General features: G+C 46.3%; 12 protein-coding genes. 4 read left to right on the top strand and 8 right to left on the bottom strand.

Annotation, left to right across the window (positions count from 1 at the left end; translation table 11 throughout):
* Window position 1 precedes the first annotated feature (1 nt).
* The 3 genes from ACFPIB_RS15620 (at window position 2) to ACFPIB_RS15610 (ending at window position 3,357) form a co-directional block, all read left to right on the top strand.
* On the top strand, window positions 2–754 hold the full coding sequence (locus ACFPIB_RS15620; RefSeq protein WP_378018404.1) for an SDR family NAD(P)-dependent oxidoreductase: 753 nt from the start codon (window positions 2–4) through the stop codon (window positions 752–754).
* Complete coding sequence (locus tag ACFPIB_RS15615; RefSeq protein ID WP_378018403.1) at window positions 755–2,707, top strand: tetratricopeptide repeat protein; 1,953 nt, start codon at window positions 755–757, stop codon at window positions 2,705–2,707.
* 251 nt (window positions 2,708–2,958) lie between these two features.
* Entirely contained in the window at window positions 2,959–3,357 is a 399-nt protein-coding gene (locus ACFPIB_RS15610) for a VOC family protein (RefSeq protein WP_378018402.1), read from the top strand.
* A gap of 127 nt (window positions 3,358–3,484) precedes the next feature.
* Here the strand turns inward: ACFPIB_RS15610 and ACFPIB_RS15605 are convergent, their stop codons facing one another.
* Window positions 3,485–4,135, bottom strand: a complete 651-nt coding sequence (locus ACFPIB_RS15605) for an alpha/beta hydrolase (RefSeq protein WP_378018401.1) — start codon at window positions 4,133–4,135, stop codon at window positions 3,485–3,487.
* 295 nt (window positions 4,136–4,430) lie between these two features.
* Window positions 4,431–4,937 carry a cytidine deaminase gene (locus tag ACFPIB_RS15600; protein ID WP_378018400.1) on the bottom strand — a complete coding sequence of 169 codons (507 nt, stop codon included), beginning with the start codon at window positions 4,935–4,937 and terminating at the stop codon, window positions 4,431–4,433.
* A 121-nt stretch (window positions 4,938–5,058) separates the two neighbouring features.
* Here ACFPIB_RS15600 and ACFPIB_RS15595 point away from each other — a divergent pair, with 121 nt between their 5' ends.
* Window positions 5,059–6,402, top strand: a complete 1,344-nt coding sequence (locus ACFPIB_RS15595) for a saccharopine dehydrogenase C-terminal domain-containing protein (RefSeq protein WP_378018399.1) — start codon at window positions 5,059–5,061, stop codon at window positions 6,400–6,402.
* Window positions 6,403–6,462: 60 nt separating this feature from the next.
* Here ACFPIB_RS15595 and ACFPIB_RS15590 read toward each other — a convergent pair whose 3' ends face one another.
* The 6 genes from ACFPIB_RS15590 to ACFPIB_RS15565 all read right to left on the bottom strand — a co-directional run bounded on the left by ACFPIB_RS15590 (window position 6,463) and on the right by ACFPIB_RS15565 (window position 15,166).
* Window positions 6,463–7,173 (bottom strand): tRNA1(Val) (adenine(37)-N6)-methyltransferase, encoded by a 711-nt coding sequence (locus ACFPIB_RS15590; protein ID WP_378018398.1) that lies wholly within the window; start codon window positions 7,171–7,173, stop codon window positions 6,463–6,465.
* Between the two features lie 141 nt (window positions 7,174–7,314).
* Window positions 7,315–7,770: a ribonuclease HI gene (rnhA, locus tag ACFPIB_RS15585; RefSeq protein ID WP_378018397.1), complete on the bottom strand. Its 456-nt coding sequence runs from the start codon at window positions 7,768–7,770 to the stop codon at window positions 7,315–7,317.
* Window positions 7,771–7,843: 73 nt separating this feature from the next.
* Window positions 7,844–8,230 (bottom strand): nuclear transport factor 2 family protein, encoded by a 387-nt coding sequence (locus tag ACFPIB_RS15580; protein ID WP_378018396.1) that lies wholly within the window; start codon window positions 8,228–8,230, stop codon window positions 7,844–7,846.
* Window positions 8,231–8,433: 203 nt separating this feature from the next.
* Entirely contained in the window at window positions 8,434–10,572 is a 2,139-nt protein-coding gene (locus ACFPIB_RS15575; protein ID WP_378018395.1) for a hypothetical protein, read from the bottom strand.
* 122 nt (window positions 10,573–10,694) lie between these two features.
* Complete coding sequence (gene msrB, locus ACFPIB_RS15570) at window positions 10,695–11,270, bottom strand: peptide-methionine (R)-S-oxide reductase MsrB (RefSeq protein ID WP_378018394.1); 576 nt, start codon at window positions 11,268–11,270, stop codon at window positions 10,695–10,697.
* A gap of 185 nt (window positions 11,271–11,455) precedes the next feature.
* A complete protein-coding gene (locus ACFPIB_RS15565) occupies window positions 11,456–15,166 on the bottom strand; it encodes a S8 family serine peptidase (RefSeq protein ID WP_378018393.1) in 3,711 nt (1,236 codons plus the stop codon).
* Window positions 15,167–15,168 lie beyond the last annotated feature (2 nt).

Here is a 15,168-nt window from a genome sequence, read left to right as displayed (position 1 = left end):
CATGGCAAACCCTACCGTTTTTATTACCGGCGCAACTTCTGGCATTGGCCGCGCAACTGCACTTTTATTGGGTAATTCGGGCTTTAGAATTATTGCTGCCGGTCGTAGAACCGAACGTCTGGAAGAATTAAAAACCTTGCTGCCGGCCGGAAGTGTGCTTACGCTGGAGTTTGACGTGCGCGATAAAGCTGCGGTAAAAAACGCTATCGAAAACCTGCCGGAAACCTGGAAAAATATTGACGTTTTGATCAACAATGCCGGTAACGCCCACGGACTTTCCGATTTTCAGAATGGCGACCTGGACGACTGGGATATGATGATCGATATAAACGTGAAAGGCCTTTTGTACGTGAGCCGCGAAATTATTCCGGACATGATAAGCAGAGGCGGCGGCCGTATTATTAATATCGGTTCTATTGCCGGTAAGGAAGTTTACCCGAATGGGAACGTGTATTGTGCCAGCAAGTTTGCAGTAGATGCGCTTTCGAAAGCCATGCGTTTAGACTTGTTGAAAGAAAATATCATGGTTTCGGAAATTAACCCGGGCATGGTAGAAACTGAGTTTTCGGAAGTGAGATTTAAAGGCGATAAGGAAAAAGCGGCATTAACTTACAAAGGAATTGAACCACTACGTGCCGAAGATATTGCCGACGTGATCCAGTTTGTTTTAACCCGTCCGAAGCACGTAAACCTGGCCGATATTTTAATTCTGCCAGCGGCGCAAGCCAGCACAACGTTAAGCATTCGTAAATAAATGAGGAAGCTTTTCAGGAATTGGAATACGAAAGAATGGGCCGTTGTAGTAACGGCCTGTTTGTTTTTATCGGCATGCATATTTGTTGGCTGCTCCGGAAACGGTAGCAAAAACGAGGAAAAAACTGCCGCCAAAATTACAGAAACGGGTTATCTGAACCATAGCCCCGATGTGCATTATACCGGTATGAAAAGCTGCGTAACCTGCCATCAGGATATTTACCAGAATTATCTTCAGACCGGCAAAGCGCGTTCCTTTCATCTGCCCGACCCGAAAGATAAGATTGAAAACTTTGCCGCGAAACCGGTTTATGACAAATATTCGGACCTGAGCTATAAAGCTTTCTGGAAAGGAAACGACATGTTTATTGCTGAATTCCGGTTGCAGGGCAGCGACACGGTACATTACCGCGCAGAAAAAGTAGATTACGTGATCGGTTCGGGCAACCAGACGCGTTCTTATTTGTTCGAAAGCAACGGTTATTTTTATGAAATGCCGATTACCTGGTACGTTGGGAAGAAGATCTGGGATCTGAGCCCGGGGTATGAGAACGGCGCCAATTCCGGTTTTAGCCGCACCATCGGGCAGCAATGTTTAGAGTGCCATAATTCCGACAATAAATTTGTAGCCAATTCGGTGAATAAGTTTACGAGTGTAGGTTTGGGTATGAGCTGCGAAAAATGCCACGGCCCCGGCGAAGCGCACGTAAAACTGATGCAGGAAGGCTCGAAGGAAAGTATTAAAAACAGCATCGATTACAGCATTGTGAACCCCGCGCATTTGCCCATTCAGCTGCAGTTTGACGTTTGCCGGCAGTGCCACCTGGAAGGTTTAACGGTACCGAAAACGAACAAAAAACTCGTAGATTTCCGGCCGGGGATGCCACTTGCCGGTTTTGTAGATGTGTTTATTCCGGTTTCCAGCATGAATGTTCCGGCTTTTGGTTTTGCTTCGCATGCAGAACGGTTGCAGCAAAGTCCGTGCTTCATTAATTCCGGTGAGAAACTGACCTGTAATACTTGCCACGACCCGCACAAAGCGCTGAAAGGAAATTCGCTGCTGTTCTACGATGAAAAGTGCCAGGGCTGCCACGCACCGGAAAAAATGGTAGATCCGCATAAAAATGTGAAGCTGGAAGGCAAAAACTGCGTAACCTGCCACATGCCAAAATCTGGCACAACCGATATTCCGCACGTTTCCAGCACCGATCATTTTATCCGTAAAAAAGCTGAAACGCAAACGGCTACGGTTTCGAAAAACAAGCTGGTTTCATTTAAAAGCTTTACTTCCAAAGAAAATTTAACCGAAAGCGACCGCAGTCATTTGCTGGCGAACATGCTTTATTTTGAGCAGAATGAGCAAAACCCGGAATACCTGGAACGGATCGTGCAATTCCAGAAAAACCTGGACCGCGACGAACAGATAAAATTGGCTTACCTGCGCAAATCGGCGCCTGAACCGGAATGGCAAAACCTGACGCCGGCCCAAATCTCAGATCCGTACACGGCTTTTTATTTGTCGCAGCTGTTCCGGAATAACCAGCAAAACGCTATCGCTTTCGCCGAAAAAAGTACGCAACTGGCGCCGGCTAATTTAGATTTCCGGTACCGGTTAGGCGAGTTGTACGACAATTTCGGGCAGAAGCAATTAGCTGAAGAAAACTACCGTCAGGTGCTGCAAATGGAGCCGGGCTATAAAATGGCGCTGCTTAATTTAGGTTTCCTGCTTTCTCAGAACGGAGATTTTCAAAACGCTATGTCGCTAACTGAAAAAGCCATAAAAGCCGACCCGAACTATACCCGTGCCTACGAAAACCGCATTAATATTCTGCTCCAAACCGGCCAATATCAGAAAGGCCTGGACGAACTGAACAAACTGATCCGTAAATTCCCGCAAAACGGTAGCTATAAACAGCTGAAAAGTAGGGTAGAGGAAGCAATGAGTAATAATTAATTATCTGGGTTGTTTAGATGGAGGATTGCAGAAACGTTTGAATGTATGACGTCCAAATGTATAACGTTGGAATGTAGAGACGCCCTAATAGGGCGTCTCTACGCGTTTATGCGAAATTTTCATTTTGGGTTTTTCTCACCGAAAGCCTACCGTTTTTCGGGTTTTCCGGCGCCAAACCCTACCGTTTTATAACCCTTTCCCGGAATTCGAGTTTAATTAATCATTATTCATTAACCATTAATCCTTAACAATTGGAAATTCTGCAGATAAAGGAAACCTGTTTGTATGTGAAAGACCTGGATACTACGCGGCAATTTTATGCGGGCAAACTGGGGCTGGAAATTATTGGCGAAGTGAAAGACCGCCACGTTTTTTTCCGGGCTGGAAGATCGGTGTTACTTTGCTTTGATCCGGATGCTTCTAAAAAAGGCGAAACGCTACCGCCGCATTATGGCTCCGGAAACCTGCATTTAGCTTTTGAAGTGGCACCCGATCGTTACGAAGATCAGAAAACCATTATTAAAGCCCTAGGTATTGAGATTGAGCACGAACATGAATGGCCCAATGAAATCAAATCGTTTTACTTCCGCGACCCCGATAATCATTTACTGGAAATTGTGATGACCGGCATGTGGGAGCAGCAGATTTGAAAATTGAAAATTAACCGGGAAGTCCCCCTTCGGAGGGGGTAGGGGGAGGAATTTTTAGTATCTGATAATATAATTCAATAGGGGGAACCCTCCCCCTACCCCTCCGAAGGGGGACGAAAAAGCTTATCTACAAAACACCCGAATCCAGTTGCAGCAGAATTTCGGCATCCATTTTATGGCCGCCAGTAAAGCTTACCAATTGCGGGGTAAGACCATAAGAGCGAAGCAGTTCAAATTGTTTTTGCGGCATATCTTCCGGAATCATTTCATCTTCGGTGCCGCGCACCATTACAATATTGGTTTGTTGCAGAGCTTCTAAAGAAACATCGAAATTCATGTCTTCCGGGAAAGCGGCGGCCCATAAAATTAAACGGTTGCAAGGCACTTTTCCGGCGGCTAGCCAACGGCAAACGGTAGCGCCGCCTTGCGAAAAACCCAGAATGTTTACTTTCAGTTTTGCCGGAAAATCAGGTTTCAGGCTCTCAAAAAGCTGGTTCAGATAGTTTACATAATCATGGATCTCGGATTCGCGGTTGTAGCTCGTCATCCAGCTGGCACCTACGTGGCCCCGAAAACCTTCCCGGTAAAATTTAGATAACGCTTCGGGCGCAACTACTACATTTTTGTCTGTATCCAATACCTGAAAATGCCGCAGAAAATAATCAGCCCGCTGTCCGTAACCGTGGCATACGATCCAGAGTGTTTCAGTTTCCGCAGAAAATTCGCCGAGCTGGTAAACATTGGCGGTGCGGGTTACGGGCAGGTTAAAGGCTTTCATAAATGGCTGAAATTTAAAGCGAAAGTTGCAGAATATATCTGAATTACGTTTTCTGTTTACTGAGGTAAATGGAATGGATAGCGGTATTAAAAGCTGCAAATGCGTAAAGCTACTCACAAAAACGCTATCCTTTCAGACCAAAAAACCGAAGAATATTCATTTTGATTTTGATTGTCGGATTTTTGATCGGACGATAATCAAATTACAAAAGAGAATCAGTTTTTTGAGCCAAAAGCATAGCGTTTTTCCGAGCTCTTACTTTCTGTTTAACCGGTGAAATCAGGTTTTTAAATTCTTATTCCTTCGCTCCGGCGCCTAGCAGACTTTCCTTGTTAAATACCAGCGGCAGCAGATCTTTCACCGACGAAAGCCGGTAAATTTCGGTGCCTTCGCCTTGCAAAAGTACCTGGATAGGGGAACCTTGGCGATCTTCGTATTCGGTCATAACCTGCCGGCAACCACCGCAGGGAGCAGCCTGCAAATATTTGTATGTGAAAGCTTTACGCGAAGCGATCGCAATTAATTCTATGGGCATGAACGGCGAAACGGCGCTTTTACCGAACAAGGCAGTTCGCTCTGCGCACAAGCCCGATGGGTAAGCGGCGTTTTCCTGGTTATTGCCAATATGTATGGTGCCATCTTCGAGCAACAAAGCAGCGCCTACCAAAAAGTTGGAATAGGGCGCATAGGCATTTTCCGTAGCTTCTTTGGCTTTGTTCCAGGCCAGTTTTTCGCGTTCGGTCAGTTCTTTTTCTGACTCCAGTACGTCTATTTTTATCTTTATTTTTAATTCTCTGGCCATTGCCGTTTCTATAATTCAAGTGAAAAAGGGCGTTAAAAGTAATAGTTTCTGTTGAGATTACAAGTTTTTGTTTGGGCAGGGAAGCAGAAAATGGTAATTTTCCCTAAATTTTGAGCCTTACATGAAACATATACTCCTTTTAGGCGCCGGCCGCTCGGCTTCGGTGCTCATCGCTTACCTGCTGCAAAATGCCGTTAAACAAAACTGGACCCTCACCATTGGCGATATTTCGGTTACGCACCTGGAAGAAACTCTGGTGGGCCGCGATTACGTAAATGCCGTTATTTTCGACGTTTTTGATGAAATGCAGCGTACTTCGGAAGTGGCCAAAGCTGACCTGGTAATTTCGTTGTTGCCGGCCGCTTTTCATATTCAGGTGGCGCTGGAATGTCTGAAGCAACATAAAAATATGATCACCGCTTCGTATGTTTCGCCGGAAATTCAGGCTTTACACGAAAAAGCTGAAACTGAAGGCCTGACGTTTATGATGGAATGCGGCCTGGACCCGGGTATCGACCACATGAGCGCGATGCAGGTTATTCACCACATTAAAGAAAGCGGCGGCCATATTTTCTCTTTTAAATCTTATACCGGTGGTTTAATGGCGCCGGAATCTGATACAAACCCTTGGAATTATAAAATTACCTGGAACCCGCGCAATGTGGTTTTAGCCGGTCAAGGCACTGCCAAATACCTGGAACTCAGCCGTTACAAATACATTCCGTATCACCGCCTTTTTTCCCGCACCGAAACGTTTAATGTGCTGGATTACGGCGAATTTGAAGGGTATGCCAACCGCGATTCGTTAAGTTATCGTGAACCTTATGGCCTGCAAAAAATCGATACCATTTTACGCGGCACGTTTCGTCGGAAAGGCTATTCGGAGGCCTGGAACGCGTTGGTGCAACTTGGTATGACGGATGATACTTACAAGCTGGAAAACTCTGCTACTATGACCTATGCCGAATTTACCGCTGCCTATTTACCTGCTGGTAATGAAGCTTTGCCTTTGGCAGAAAGAACCGCCGGTTACCTGGGTTTTTCGCCTGAAAGTGATACCATTTTTAAATTAAGCTGGCTAGGTTTATTCAGCGATGAAACCATTGGCCTGGAAAATGCGAGTCCGGCGCAGGTGGTAGAAAAAATGCTGGTAGAAAAATGGAAACTGAGCCCCGGCGATAAAGACATGATCGTGATGCAGCACATTTTCGATTATGAATTGCAGGGACAAAAGAAACGCCTGACCAGCAGCATGGTGGTGCTGGGTGAAGATGAAGTACGGACCGCAATGGCAAAAACAGTTGGGCTTCCGGTAGGTATTGCCGCTAAATTAATGCTGCAAGGCGAGATCACGGAAAAAGGCGTGGTTATTCCAACCAAAGGCGCCATTTACGGGCCTATTTTGCGCGAGTTAAAAGAACACGGCATTCATTTTATTGAAGAAGTTACGCCGCTGGAAAACTAAAAACGGTAGGGTTTATGCCTGAAAAAGTGCTGCTGAATGATTTGGGCAGCACTTTTTTGTTTAGAATATCAGGTAATAATCTCTCAGTAATGCTGCAAATTCGGCGGTGTAGGTTTGATCCGGATTGCGAATGATGAGGCTCTGTTGTTCCGCAGGTTTTTTCTGAAAAGAATAGGCGTAAATAGTGCGGAGATGTTTGCCGTTTGGCTGCGTAAAAAGCTGCAATTCCTTAACCGGGAATAATTTTTCATTCAGCGCCAATTTCCGGAAAACTTCAGCTTCAGAAGGTGGCAGCAACAGGTAGAAAATTCCTTCGGGTGTGAGAAACCGCTTTACAAAATGCAGCAGATCTTCGAAAGGCAGTTCCTGGGTATGTTTGGCGATGGTTTTTGCTGCATCCGGCGATTTTAACGAAGCCTGAAAAAATGGCGGATTGCATACGATCTCATCGAAGTGCTGCTGATTTTCTTTACCAAATGCCTGGAGACTTTTTTGCTCCAAAACGATACGGTTTTTCCAAGAACTTCCGGTAAAATTTTCTCTCGCTTGTTCCGCAGCGGCTTCATCAATTTCTACCGCAGTAATTTTTGCTCCGGAACGTTGCGCCACCATCAAACTAAGTAAGCCGGTGCCGGTTCCAATATCCAGGATCTCCGTCGCCTTTTCCACTTCCGCCCAGGCACCCAAAACGCAGGAATCCGTGCAGACTTTCATCGCCGTTTTATCCTGGTTTATGCGGAATTGCTTAAACTGAAAATAGGAGTTGGCCACTTTTATTAGTGATTAGTGAATAATGATTAGTGATTAGTATAAAAGAATAATGATGAAGACAAGGTTTTAACTGTTGGCTTTAGATCAATCGTGTTAAAAAGTTAGGTAAACAAGTAATCACTAATCACTATTCACTATTCACTACTTCAAACTTGCTTCGTAACCGTGGTCAATCAGTTTATCCGGACCTTCGGCGCTTTGCACGGCCAATACATCGCAGCGTTCGTTTTCCGGGTGACCGGCGTGACCTTTTATCCAGACGAATTTTACCCGTTTCGGGTCATATACTTTTAAAAAACGAATCCAGAGATCAGGGTTGGCTTTGCCGGAAAAGCCTTTTTGCTTCCAGCCGTAAACCCATTTTTTCTCCACGGCATCTACCACGTATTTCGAATCGGAAAAAACAGTAACCGGAATGTCGTTTTGTTTGATCGCTTCCAGGCCAACAATTACTGCCAGCAATTCCATGCGGTTGTTGGTAGTTTTGCGGAAGCCCTGCGAAATTTCTTTCACGTGGTGCTTATAACGCAGAATTACGCCGAAGCCACCCGGTCCGGGGTTGCCGCGCGAAGAGCCGTCAGTAAAAAGTTCGATCAAAATATTGCGGGTTTATTGGGGTGCAAAGGTAAGCGTTTTAGCAGGAAAGTTTGGAAGAAACATTGCTTACGCCTTAAAACATGGTATTGTTATTCTTCGCTTCTGCCGGAATTACTTGCAAAACATCCCAGTGCTCAACAATCTTCCCATTTTCATCGAAGCGGAAAATATCGATGCCAGCGTAATCGTGGTCGTTGGGCCAGGTTTGGTAGCAATGCAAAACTACCAGGTCATTTTCAGCAATTATGCGTTTGAATTCCACGCGTTTACCCGGAAATTCCCGTGCCATCCGTTCGAAATATTCGATAAAAGCGGTTTTGCCATCACCAACATGCGAATTATGCTGGATGTATTCGGAGCCCACGTATTTTTCAACAGCTTCGGCCGGCCGGCATTGGTTGAACATCAGGTCGTAAAAAGCTACTGCATTTTGCTTGTTCTGTTCGGGTTTTTGAGGCATTTCGGATAGCGTTTTGTTTCAGATAAGTATGAGGACAATTTTACATTAAGCTACTTTTCTTGTCATTCTGAAAGAAACTTGTGACTTGTGTGCTACTAAAGCACAAGTTTCTTCCAGAATGACAATTTTGGTAGTTTAACTTAATTCTGCCTCTTTACTTATTTTCCAAAGCTTACGGTTTTCAGAAGAAAAAGCCTACCGTTTTAGAACCTCACCTGAATACCTGGGCCTAAGAAATAAAACCACGGATCAGTTTTCTTCGAAATGAAGTAACCACCGCCTACATAAAGTGGGAAACTAAGCTTTGTATCGCGGGTAGTAGGGTAAAGCGAACCGATAACCACTACCCCCAGGTCGCGTTTCACGTCGGCGTTGTTGCTGAAATTGAAAGCGTTCAGAGCCAGGAAACCGGCGCCAATTTTATACGGACGATAACGGTTGATCTTTTCGGGATGGTAAAAGCTGAACTGCGCGATCATGGCCATGCTTATACCACCAAAACTGCCGTAGCCGTCGGTGCCCTGGTTTTTAACCAGCAAACCAGCCGGGAAAGAAACCTCGGTATCGAATTTAACGCGGCGGCGCAGCACAATTTCCATTTTTTTGCTGAAGCCTTCGCCGCCGTATTTGTCTTTGTCGTGGCTCACAATTATTTCCACTTTAGACCATTCGTTCAGATCGTAGGTTTTGCGGCCCAGGTAATTGTTCAGACTTATTTCGCCCTGCGTGCAGGCTTCCCCATAAAATGCCGCGCGCGGAGAGTTGTCGCCCGGACAAATTACAATATTATCGATGGTGCGCTGGTCTATTAATTCGTTGCGATTGTTGGTTACCCGAATTTGGATATTCAGATATTGGCGGCCATACAATTTGCGGTCCTGATCAATCAGGTTAGGTGAAAACGAAAGAACAAGGTCTTTTAAAACATGTTCGTAAAAGATCGGGCCGCTGGCAATGGTGGTTATTTTACGCGGCTTATCGCCGTAATTGAGCAGCACAAAATCAAGCGGTTTGGGGCGTTGGTGTTCTTTTACGGTAAGCGCATAACCGGTGCTCACGGCGCGGTTGTAAATGCCAATTCGTTTGCGGGCAATGTTTATAGGCACGCGCAGGCGGAAAACGGCAGTCTGTTCGCTCAATAAGGTAGAATCGGCGGTAATATCACGGAGGTCTTCGAAGTTGAACTGCGCTTTCTGCAAACCTTCGCCTTCAATTCTTAAGCTGATCACTTCGCCGGGGTTTACCGTTAAATTGGTGGTCCAGTCGCCGCCTTCGTGCATAATGGCCACGGTTTTGATACTGGTTTTCGGAATTACGTCGAAATTGGTAATGAATTTGGCCTGATCGCCGTCTTTAATGTATAGGTAACCTTCGGAAATGCGGTGATAGTTAAAAATGCGGAGCCAGCAAAGCACCTTGTTGTTGGTTACGTTGTTGCGGGTAAATAATTCGGCTACCAACATGCCGCCAGGTTGTTCCTGATCTTCTATGCGGTAGGTTTTCTGTAAACTCAGGTTCCAGTTATTTTCAATCAGGATCTCGATGCCTTTGGTGCGGGCTACGTCGTCGTAAACCATTTCTTTTTTATCGGTGGCCAGGAAGCGCAGGCGGCTGCCTTTTACGGTAAAAGTCTGCGCAATTTCCGGCAGGTCGTAAGTTATGCGGCCGTTTATATTCAGGCTGGGTTTTACGGTTTGCAGGTTTAGCTTTAAGGTGCGTTTGCCTAAAGCCGTAGGCATAATATGCAGGCGCAAAATGCCGTTCCGTTCTGAAAGCCGGTATTCCAGGCCTTCGCCTTTTACCCAATCGCTAGGATATTTGAGGTTAGTTATGTGGTTGGTGGTCAGTTCGAAAACCTTCTCTTCGCCAATAAATAATTCGGTGTCGTCCTGCAGAAGACTGGCGGTGGTTTGGGTATGCGGAAATAATTTTACGATCTCGGTGCGGGGTTCCGGCTTATCGGTTTTTTTAACAAAAAAAGTAAAATTCAGGAATTGGCTGGCTGTCAGGTTTTTGAAGCGGACCCGGAATTTAAAATACTCGTTGTTTACGTTCACCACAGAATCGAGTAGCGTAAAATCGGCGGAGGGTGCCAGTTTTACGTTTTGAATATTGGCCGAAACGGGCACCAACGTTACTTCCGCTACCTGGTTTTCGCGCGTGTACGGAAAAGCCAGGTGTTCCTCGCCCTGAAAAGTAAGGGTGTATTGGCTGAACGGGTAGGCGCTGGTGTCTACTTTCAGGGTTATTTCTTTAAACGAAGGCGTAACCGGCGGCTGGGCAAAAGCAGGCACCGCAAGCCAAAGCAGCGCCAGTAAACTAAAAATAAAATACTTTTTCACGGGCATAAAACATGGGAACGGAAGTTTGGGAATGACTATTGCCTGTTATGTTCGGTAGGCAATAAAATGAAAAAACCGGCTTTGAGGCCGGTTTTTCTGAGTGCTCCGTTTCTGGTGCAAAATTACGGTTTTTTCGGATTCAGTATATTATCTGGTTCAAAATCCAACACAATAGAATTCATGCAATAGCGCTGGCCGGTTGGGGGCGGACCATCGTTAAAAACATGTCCCAGGTGCGAATTACAGCGGCCGCATAAAACTTCGGTGCGGTCCATGCCGTGCGAGAGGTCACGTTTGTATTCCACGGCATTTTTGCGGGCGGGTTCAAAGAAGCTGGGCCAGCCGCAGGAACTTGCAAATTTCTGATCGGCGCGGAAAAGTGCATTGCCGCAAACGGCGCAGTAATAATTTCCGAGGCCTTCGGTATTCCAGTATTTTCCGGTGAAAGCGCGTTCGGTTCCAGCCTGGCGAGCCACCGCATACACATCAGCGGGTAAAATTTTCTTCCATTCTGCATCCGAAACATTCAGTTTGGTATTATCGGTGCGCGAATAATAAGGATTGTTGGCGTGTTGCGATTCGGTATTGCCGGGGTGATCTTGCGTAGTCATGTTGGTTGAAGTTGTAGGTTTGGGTTTGTTCTGGCAGCTGGCAAAAACCGGACAGACGAAAATAAAGAGGAAAAATATCTTTTTCATGCCTGTATAACGCGTTTTAGCAGTTTTTGGTCTGAAAGTATACCGTTTTTATAGCCGGATTGTTGTTTGAAGGTGCATATAAAAGCAGCGCAAGATTTATTCCTGCGCTGCTTATATATGGATTTGACTTTTCAGGCGCCAAACCCTACCGTTTTCAGGTCCGGAATATGGTTAATGGTTTTGATCTATTGTACCATAATGCGGCCGGAGCCCAGTTTTTTACCATTAGCATCCTGGAGTTGCAGCCAGTAAATTCCCTTGCCGTACTGGCTTAAATTGAACCCGGTTTTTTCATAAGCTTGTTTGGTGGTGTAGTGCTGGTTGAGTACCTGGGCACCTTTGGCATCGTAAATAATCAGGGAATACACATGGTCGGAACCGGTCTGGTTGTTGAAACGGATCTGGAAGCGGCCGTTGTTCGGGTTCGGGTAAATGAATACATAATTTGAAACCGAATCTGAAATGGCAAGTTTTTCAGATATCCCGGTGCAGCCATCGGCAGTAGTTATGATCACTTCATATTGACCAAGGTCATCGACAGAAACCGGGAGTGTAGAAGCAGTTTTTCCGGTTAAAACCATACCATTTTTCAACCAGCTGTAGGTTAAGTTGCCGTTGGTATTCGTTTTGGCAGATAAGGTGGTGCTCAGGCCCGGATATAATTTCGTGTATGGTGCTGCGTTAAGGGTAACAACAGGGTTTGGGGCAAGTGAAATAGTAGTTGGCGCTGATGTGTTGGAGCAACCATTTGCCTGGGTTACTGTTACGGAATAATTCCCCGGTAGCTTTACTTTAATTGATTGCGTTCTTTCGCCGGTATTCCAGTAATAAGTGTTGCCGGTGCTAGCCGTTAAAGTTGCTTCTCCGCCGTTGCAAACCGCTGTGCTTGAAGTTGAAATAACGGCTGGCGGTGCCGTATTAATGGTTAACGTTACCGGCGTGCGGGTAGTGCTTTCGCAATTGCCGGAAATGTTGTGACTAGCTGCATAATATGTAACGGTGCCGGGCGTATTCAGGGTTGGGTTGCTTACTATGGTGCCGCCGATTGGGGCATTATACCATATTACGCTGAAGCCCGCAGGTACAGTAGCACTGGCGGTTAAAACCGGAGTAGGGTTATAATCGCACAAGATACGGTCGCCGTTGCTTACTGGCGGATTTACGACCGCGCTGGATGAAACCGCCAGAGTCTTGGTTGAAGTCTGACAGGCGCCGCTGGTGCCAAAAACGGAAATATTACCAGATACCGCCGAAGCAGGATAATTCACCACAATGTTATTGGTTCCCTGTCCGCTAACGATGGTTACTCCAGCCGGTACGCTCCAGGTATAGGTAGTTACGCCGCTTGCCGTTGGTACCGTGTAAGGAATATTCTGACTGCTCATGCAAAGATTAGTCTGGCCGGAAATAGCGCCAAGCGACAACGAACCATTATTGGAAATGGTGCGGTTTATGGCAAGTGCCCGTTCACTTTGTGAGCCGGTTAAATTATTTTTAGCAACTATCGTAAACCACATGCTCGCGCCTGGTAAAAGGCCGGCTGCCGCATAAGTAGTGCCGGTAACGTTCGAAGCCAGAGATACCCAGTTACCGGTTACAGCATCTAGTTTCAGCAGATCGTAATGCGTGGCATTGGTAACGGCGGGCCAGCTGAAATTCAGAGTGCCAGGGCATAAACCCGGATTTGCAGCTAAGCTGGCCGGGGTACCCAGAATTTTGAAAGTAGCATCGCTTTGGTCGGTTAACGTGCCGCTGGCAATTTTAATTAAAGCAGTAACCGTATTTAAACCAGCCGGAATGGTCCAGGAATAACGTGTTGTAGCAGCAGGAACGCTGGAAGAAATGGTAGTCCAGGTGGCGCCGTTGTTTACAGAATACTGAATGGTCTGACTGGAAGTAACGCCGGCATTATCCCAGGTAATGGTTTCCTGCGAGCCCGGGCTTAAAGATTCGCCACCGTTCGGGTAAATCACTTCAATATTCGGCTGTGTAACTTCCCACGTTAGAGAATATTGCTGATTGGCGCCGGTTGGAACAGCTGTACCGTTTACGCGCAAGGTGTACGTTCCGGCAACCGGATTGTCGAGCGTTACCTGTTCTATATTGCTGATATTATCGAGGGCGCGGGTGGCATTGGCGGAAGGATTGAATTTATCCAGCACCCAGGGCAGGGTAGTAGTGGAGCCATTTATTACTTTCAGATCGAGGTTGTTTACCAAAGCGGTGCTGGCATTGGCGGTTCCGGCCGGGTCGTTCCAGGTAAGCATAACCTTTAGTTTTACAGCTCCGGAAGGTACCGTTATGGTTACATCGTTGGTAGCGCCAGTGGCAATGGTGTTAATTACATAACGATTTTGCTCCAAAGCTTTAACCGCAGCCAACGCATTTATTCTGCCGAAACCGAATTTATAATCCGGGCCCGGATTGCCGAGGTCTTGTGCCGTATTACAAACCACTCCTTTAATAAGCGATGAAATTGGGGCTACGTTGGCATTCAGTTGTTTATAGCGTTCCACCAGTAAAGCCACCGAACCCGATACACCCGGTGTAGCCATGGAAGTGCCGGTAATGGTGCTATAAGTATTTAAAGGCGTATAAGTTGATAAAACGTTGGTTCCCAGCGAGCTGATCTCTGGCTTTACGCGACCATCGTGCACCGGACCAAAACTACTGCTGTTATTCATGGTTTCGGTGGTGGTAATGTTAGCTACTAATATATTGTTTTTAGCTGTTTTGCCGCTCCCAGAAATGGTAGACCAACCACCACTGCAAGCTGATTGGGAATTGCCGGCCGAATGTACGTGTAAATGCGAAGGAAACGTGTTCAGGTTAATATCGGTGCTGCGGCTGGTAGTAGAATAGGCTACACTAGCGCCGGTTATGCCGCAGGATTGCAGTCCACTACTTCCGTAAGAATGGCTGCTAACGTTTAAATTCAAAGTCGGAATAGCTGTAAACATTTCTGAGGTAATGTTGCCGCTGAAATTATAAGAATAAAGCTTAGCGTTCGGAGCCATGCCGCGGGCCTTGGGATTGATGATACCACGACCGCCAATGGTACCAGCCACGTGCGTGGAATGGCTGGCAGGACTGCTGGTTTCCATCATTATAAGGCGGCTTGCCGTAGGTGAAAAATCGATGTGCGGGCTTACTTCGCCACCGTCCCAGATACCGATCTTAATGCTGTCCCCTTTTAGGTTTCTGATGCCGTCGTTCAGCACATTTACGCGGTGTAAGGTGCGGCCTAGCAGGTTTTCAGCTTCATTTGGCGCATCTATTGGTTCCACCCACTGTACAAAAGGCAGGTTTATCAGTTTCAGAATGTTTTTTTGCGGAACGCGGAAAGTAAACGTCCGGAACATAGGCATTTCTTCCAGAACTTCGATCTGCAGTTTCGTGAGTTCTTTCTTAATGGTGGCTGAAGCAAGTTTTTCGTAGGTAATTACGGTGAGATCTGCGTAGCCCTTTTGTTTTATGGCGTGCGCCGGAATGGTATTTTTCAGCAGGGCCGGAACCGTTTTTTGTGCGGCGCTGAGCATGAAAACACTGCGAACGTTAAAATTCCTGAATTGCGCAGGGTTAAAATGCTGAGGTACCGAAGCTATATAAGCCAGGTTTGGCAGGTAATCCAGAAGGGTGATGCCGGCGGCGTTTAACTGTACTTTTTGCGCCTGATCTGGTAGCGTTTCGAATTGCAGTACCACGTAGCTTTTCCCATTAAAGGCGCTGTTCCTGAAAATTTCCGCGTCGGGCTTCAGGTTCTGGATATTTTCCCGCGGAATGAATTTTCCGGCATTGAGCAGCATGGTGTAATCCTGGTTTTGCTGGGCGAAAAGCAAACCGGGAAATAGCATAGCAATAAAAAGTTTTAACGTGCGGAGTAGCAGTTTTTTCATCT

Source organism: Adhaeribacter terreus (assembly GCF_042657365.1).
Lineage (GTDB): Bacteria > Bacteroidota > Bacteroidia > Cytophagales > Hymenobacteraceae > Adhaeribacter_A > Adhaeribacter_A terreus.
The sequence above is the reverse complement of the archived record's forward strand: the minus strand, read 5'-3'. Positions and strand labels throughout refer to the sequence as shown.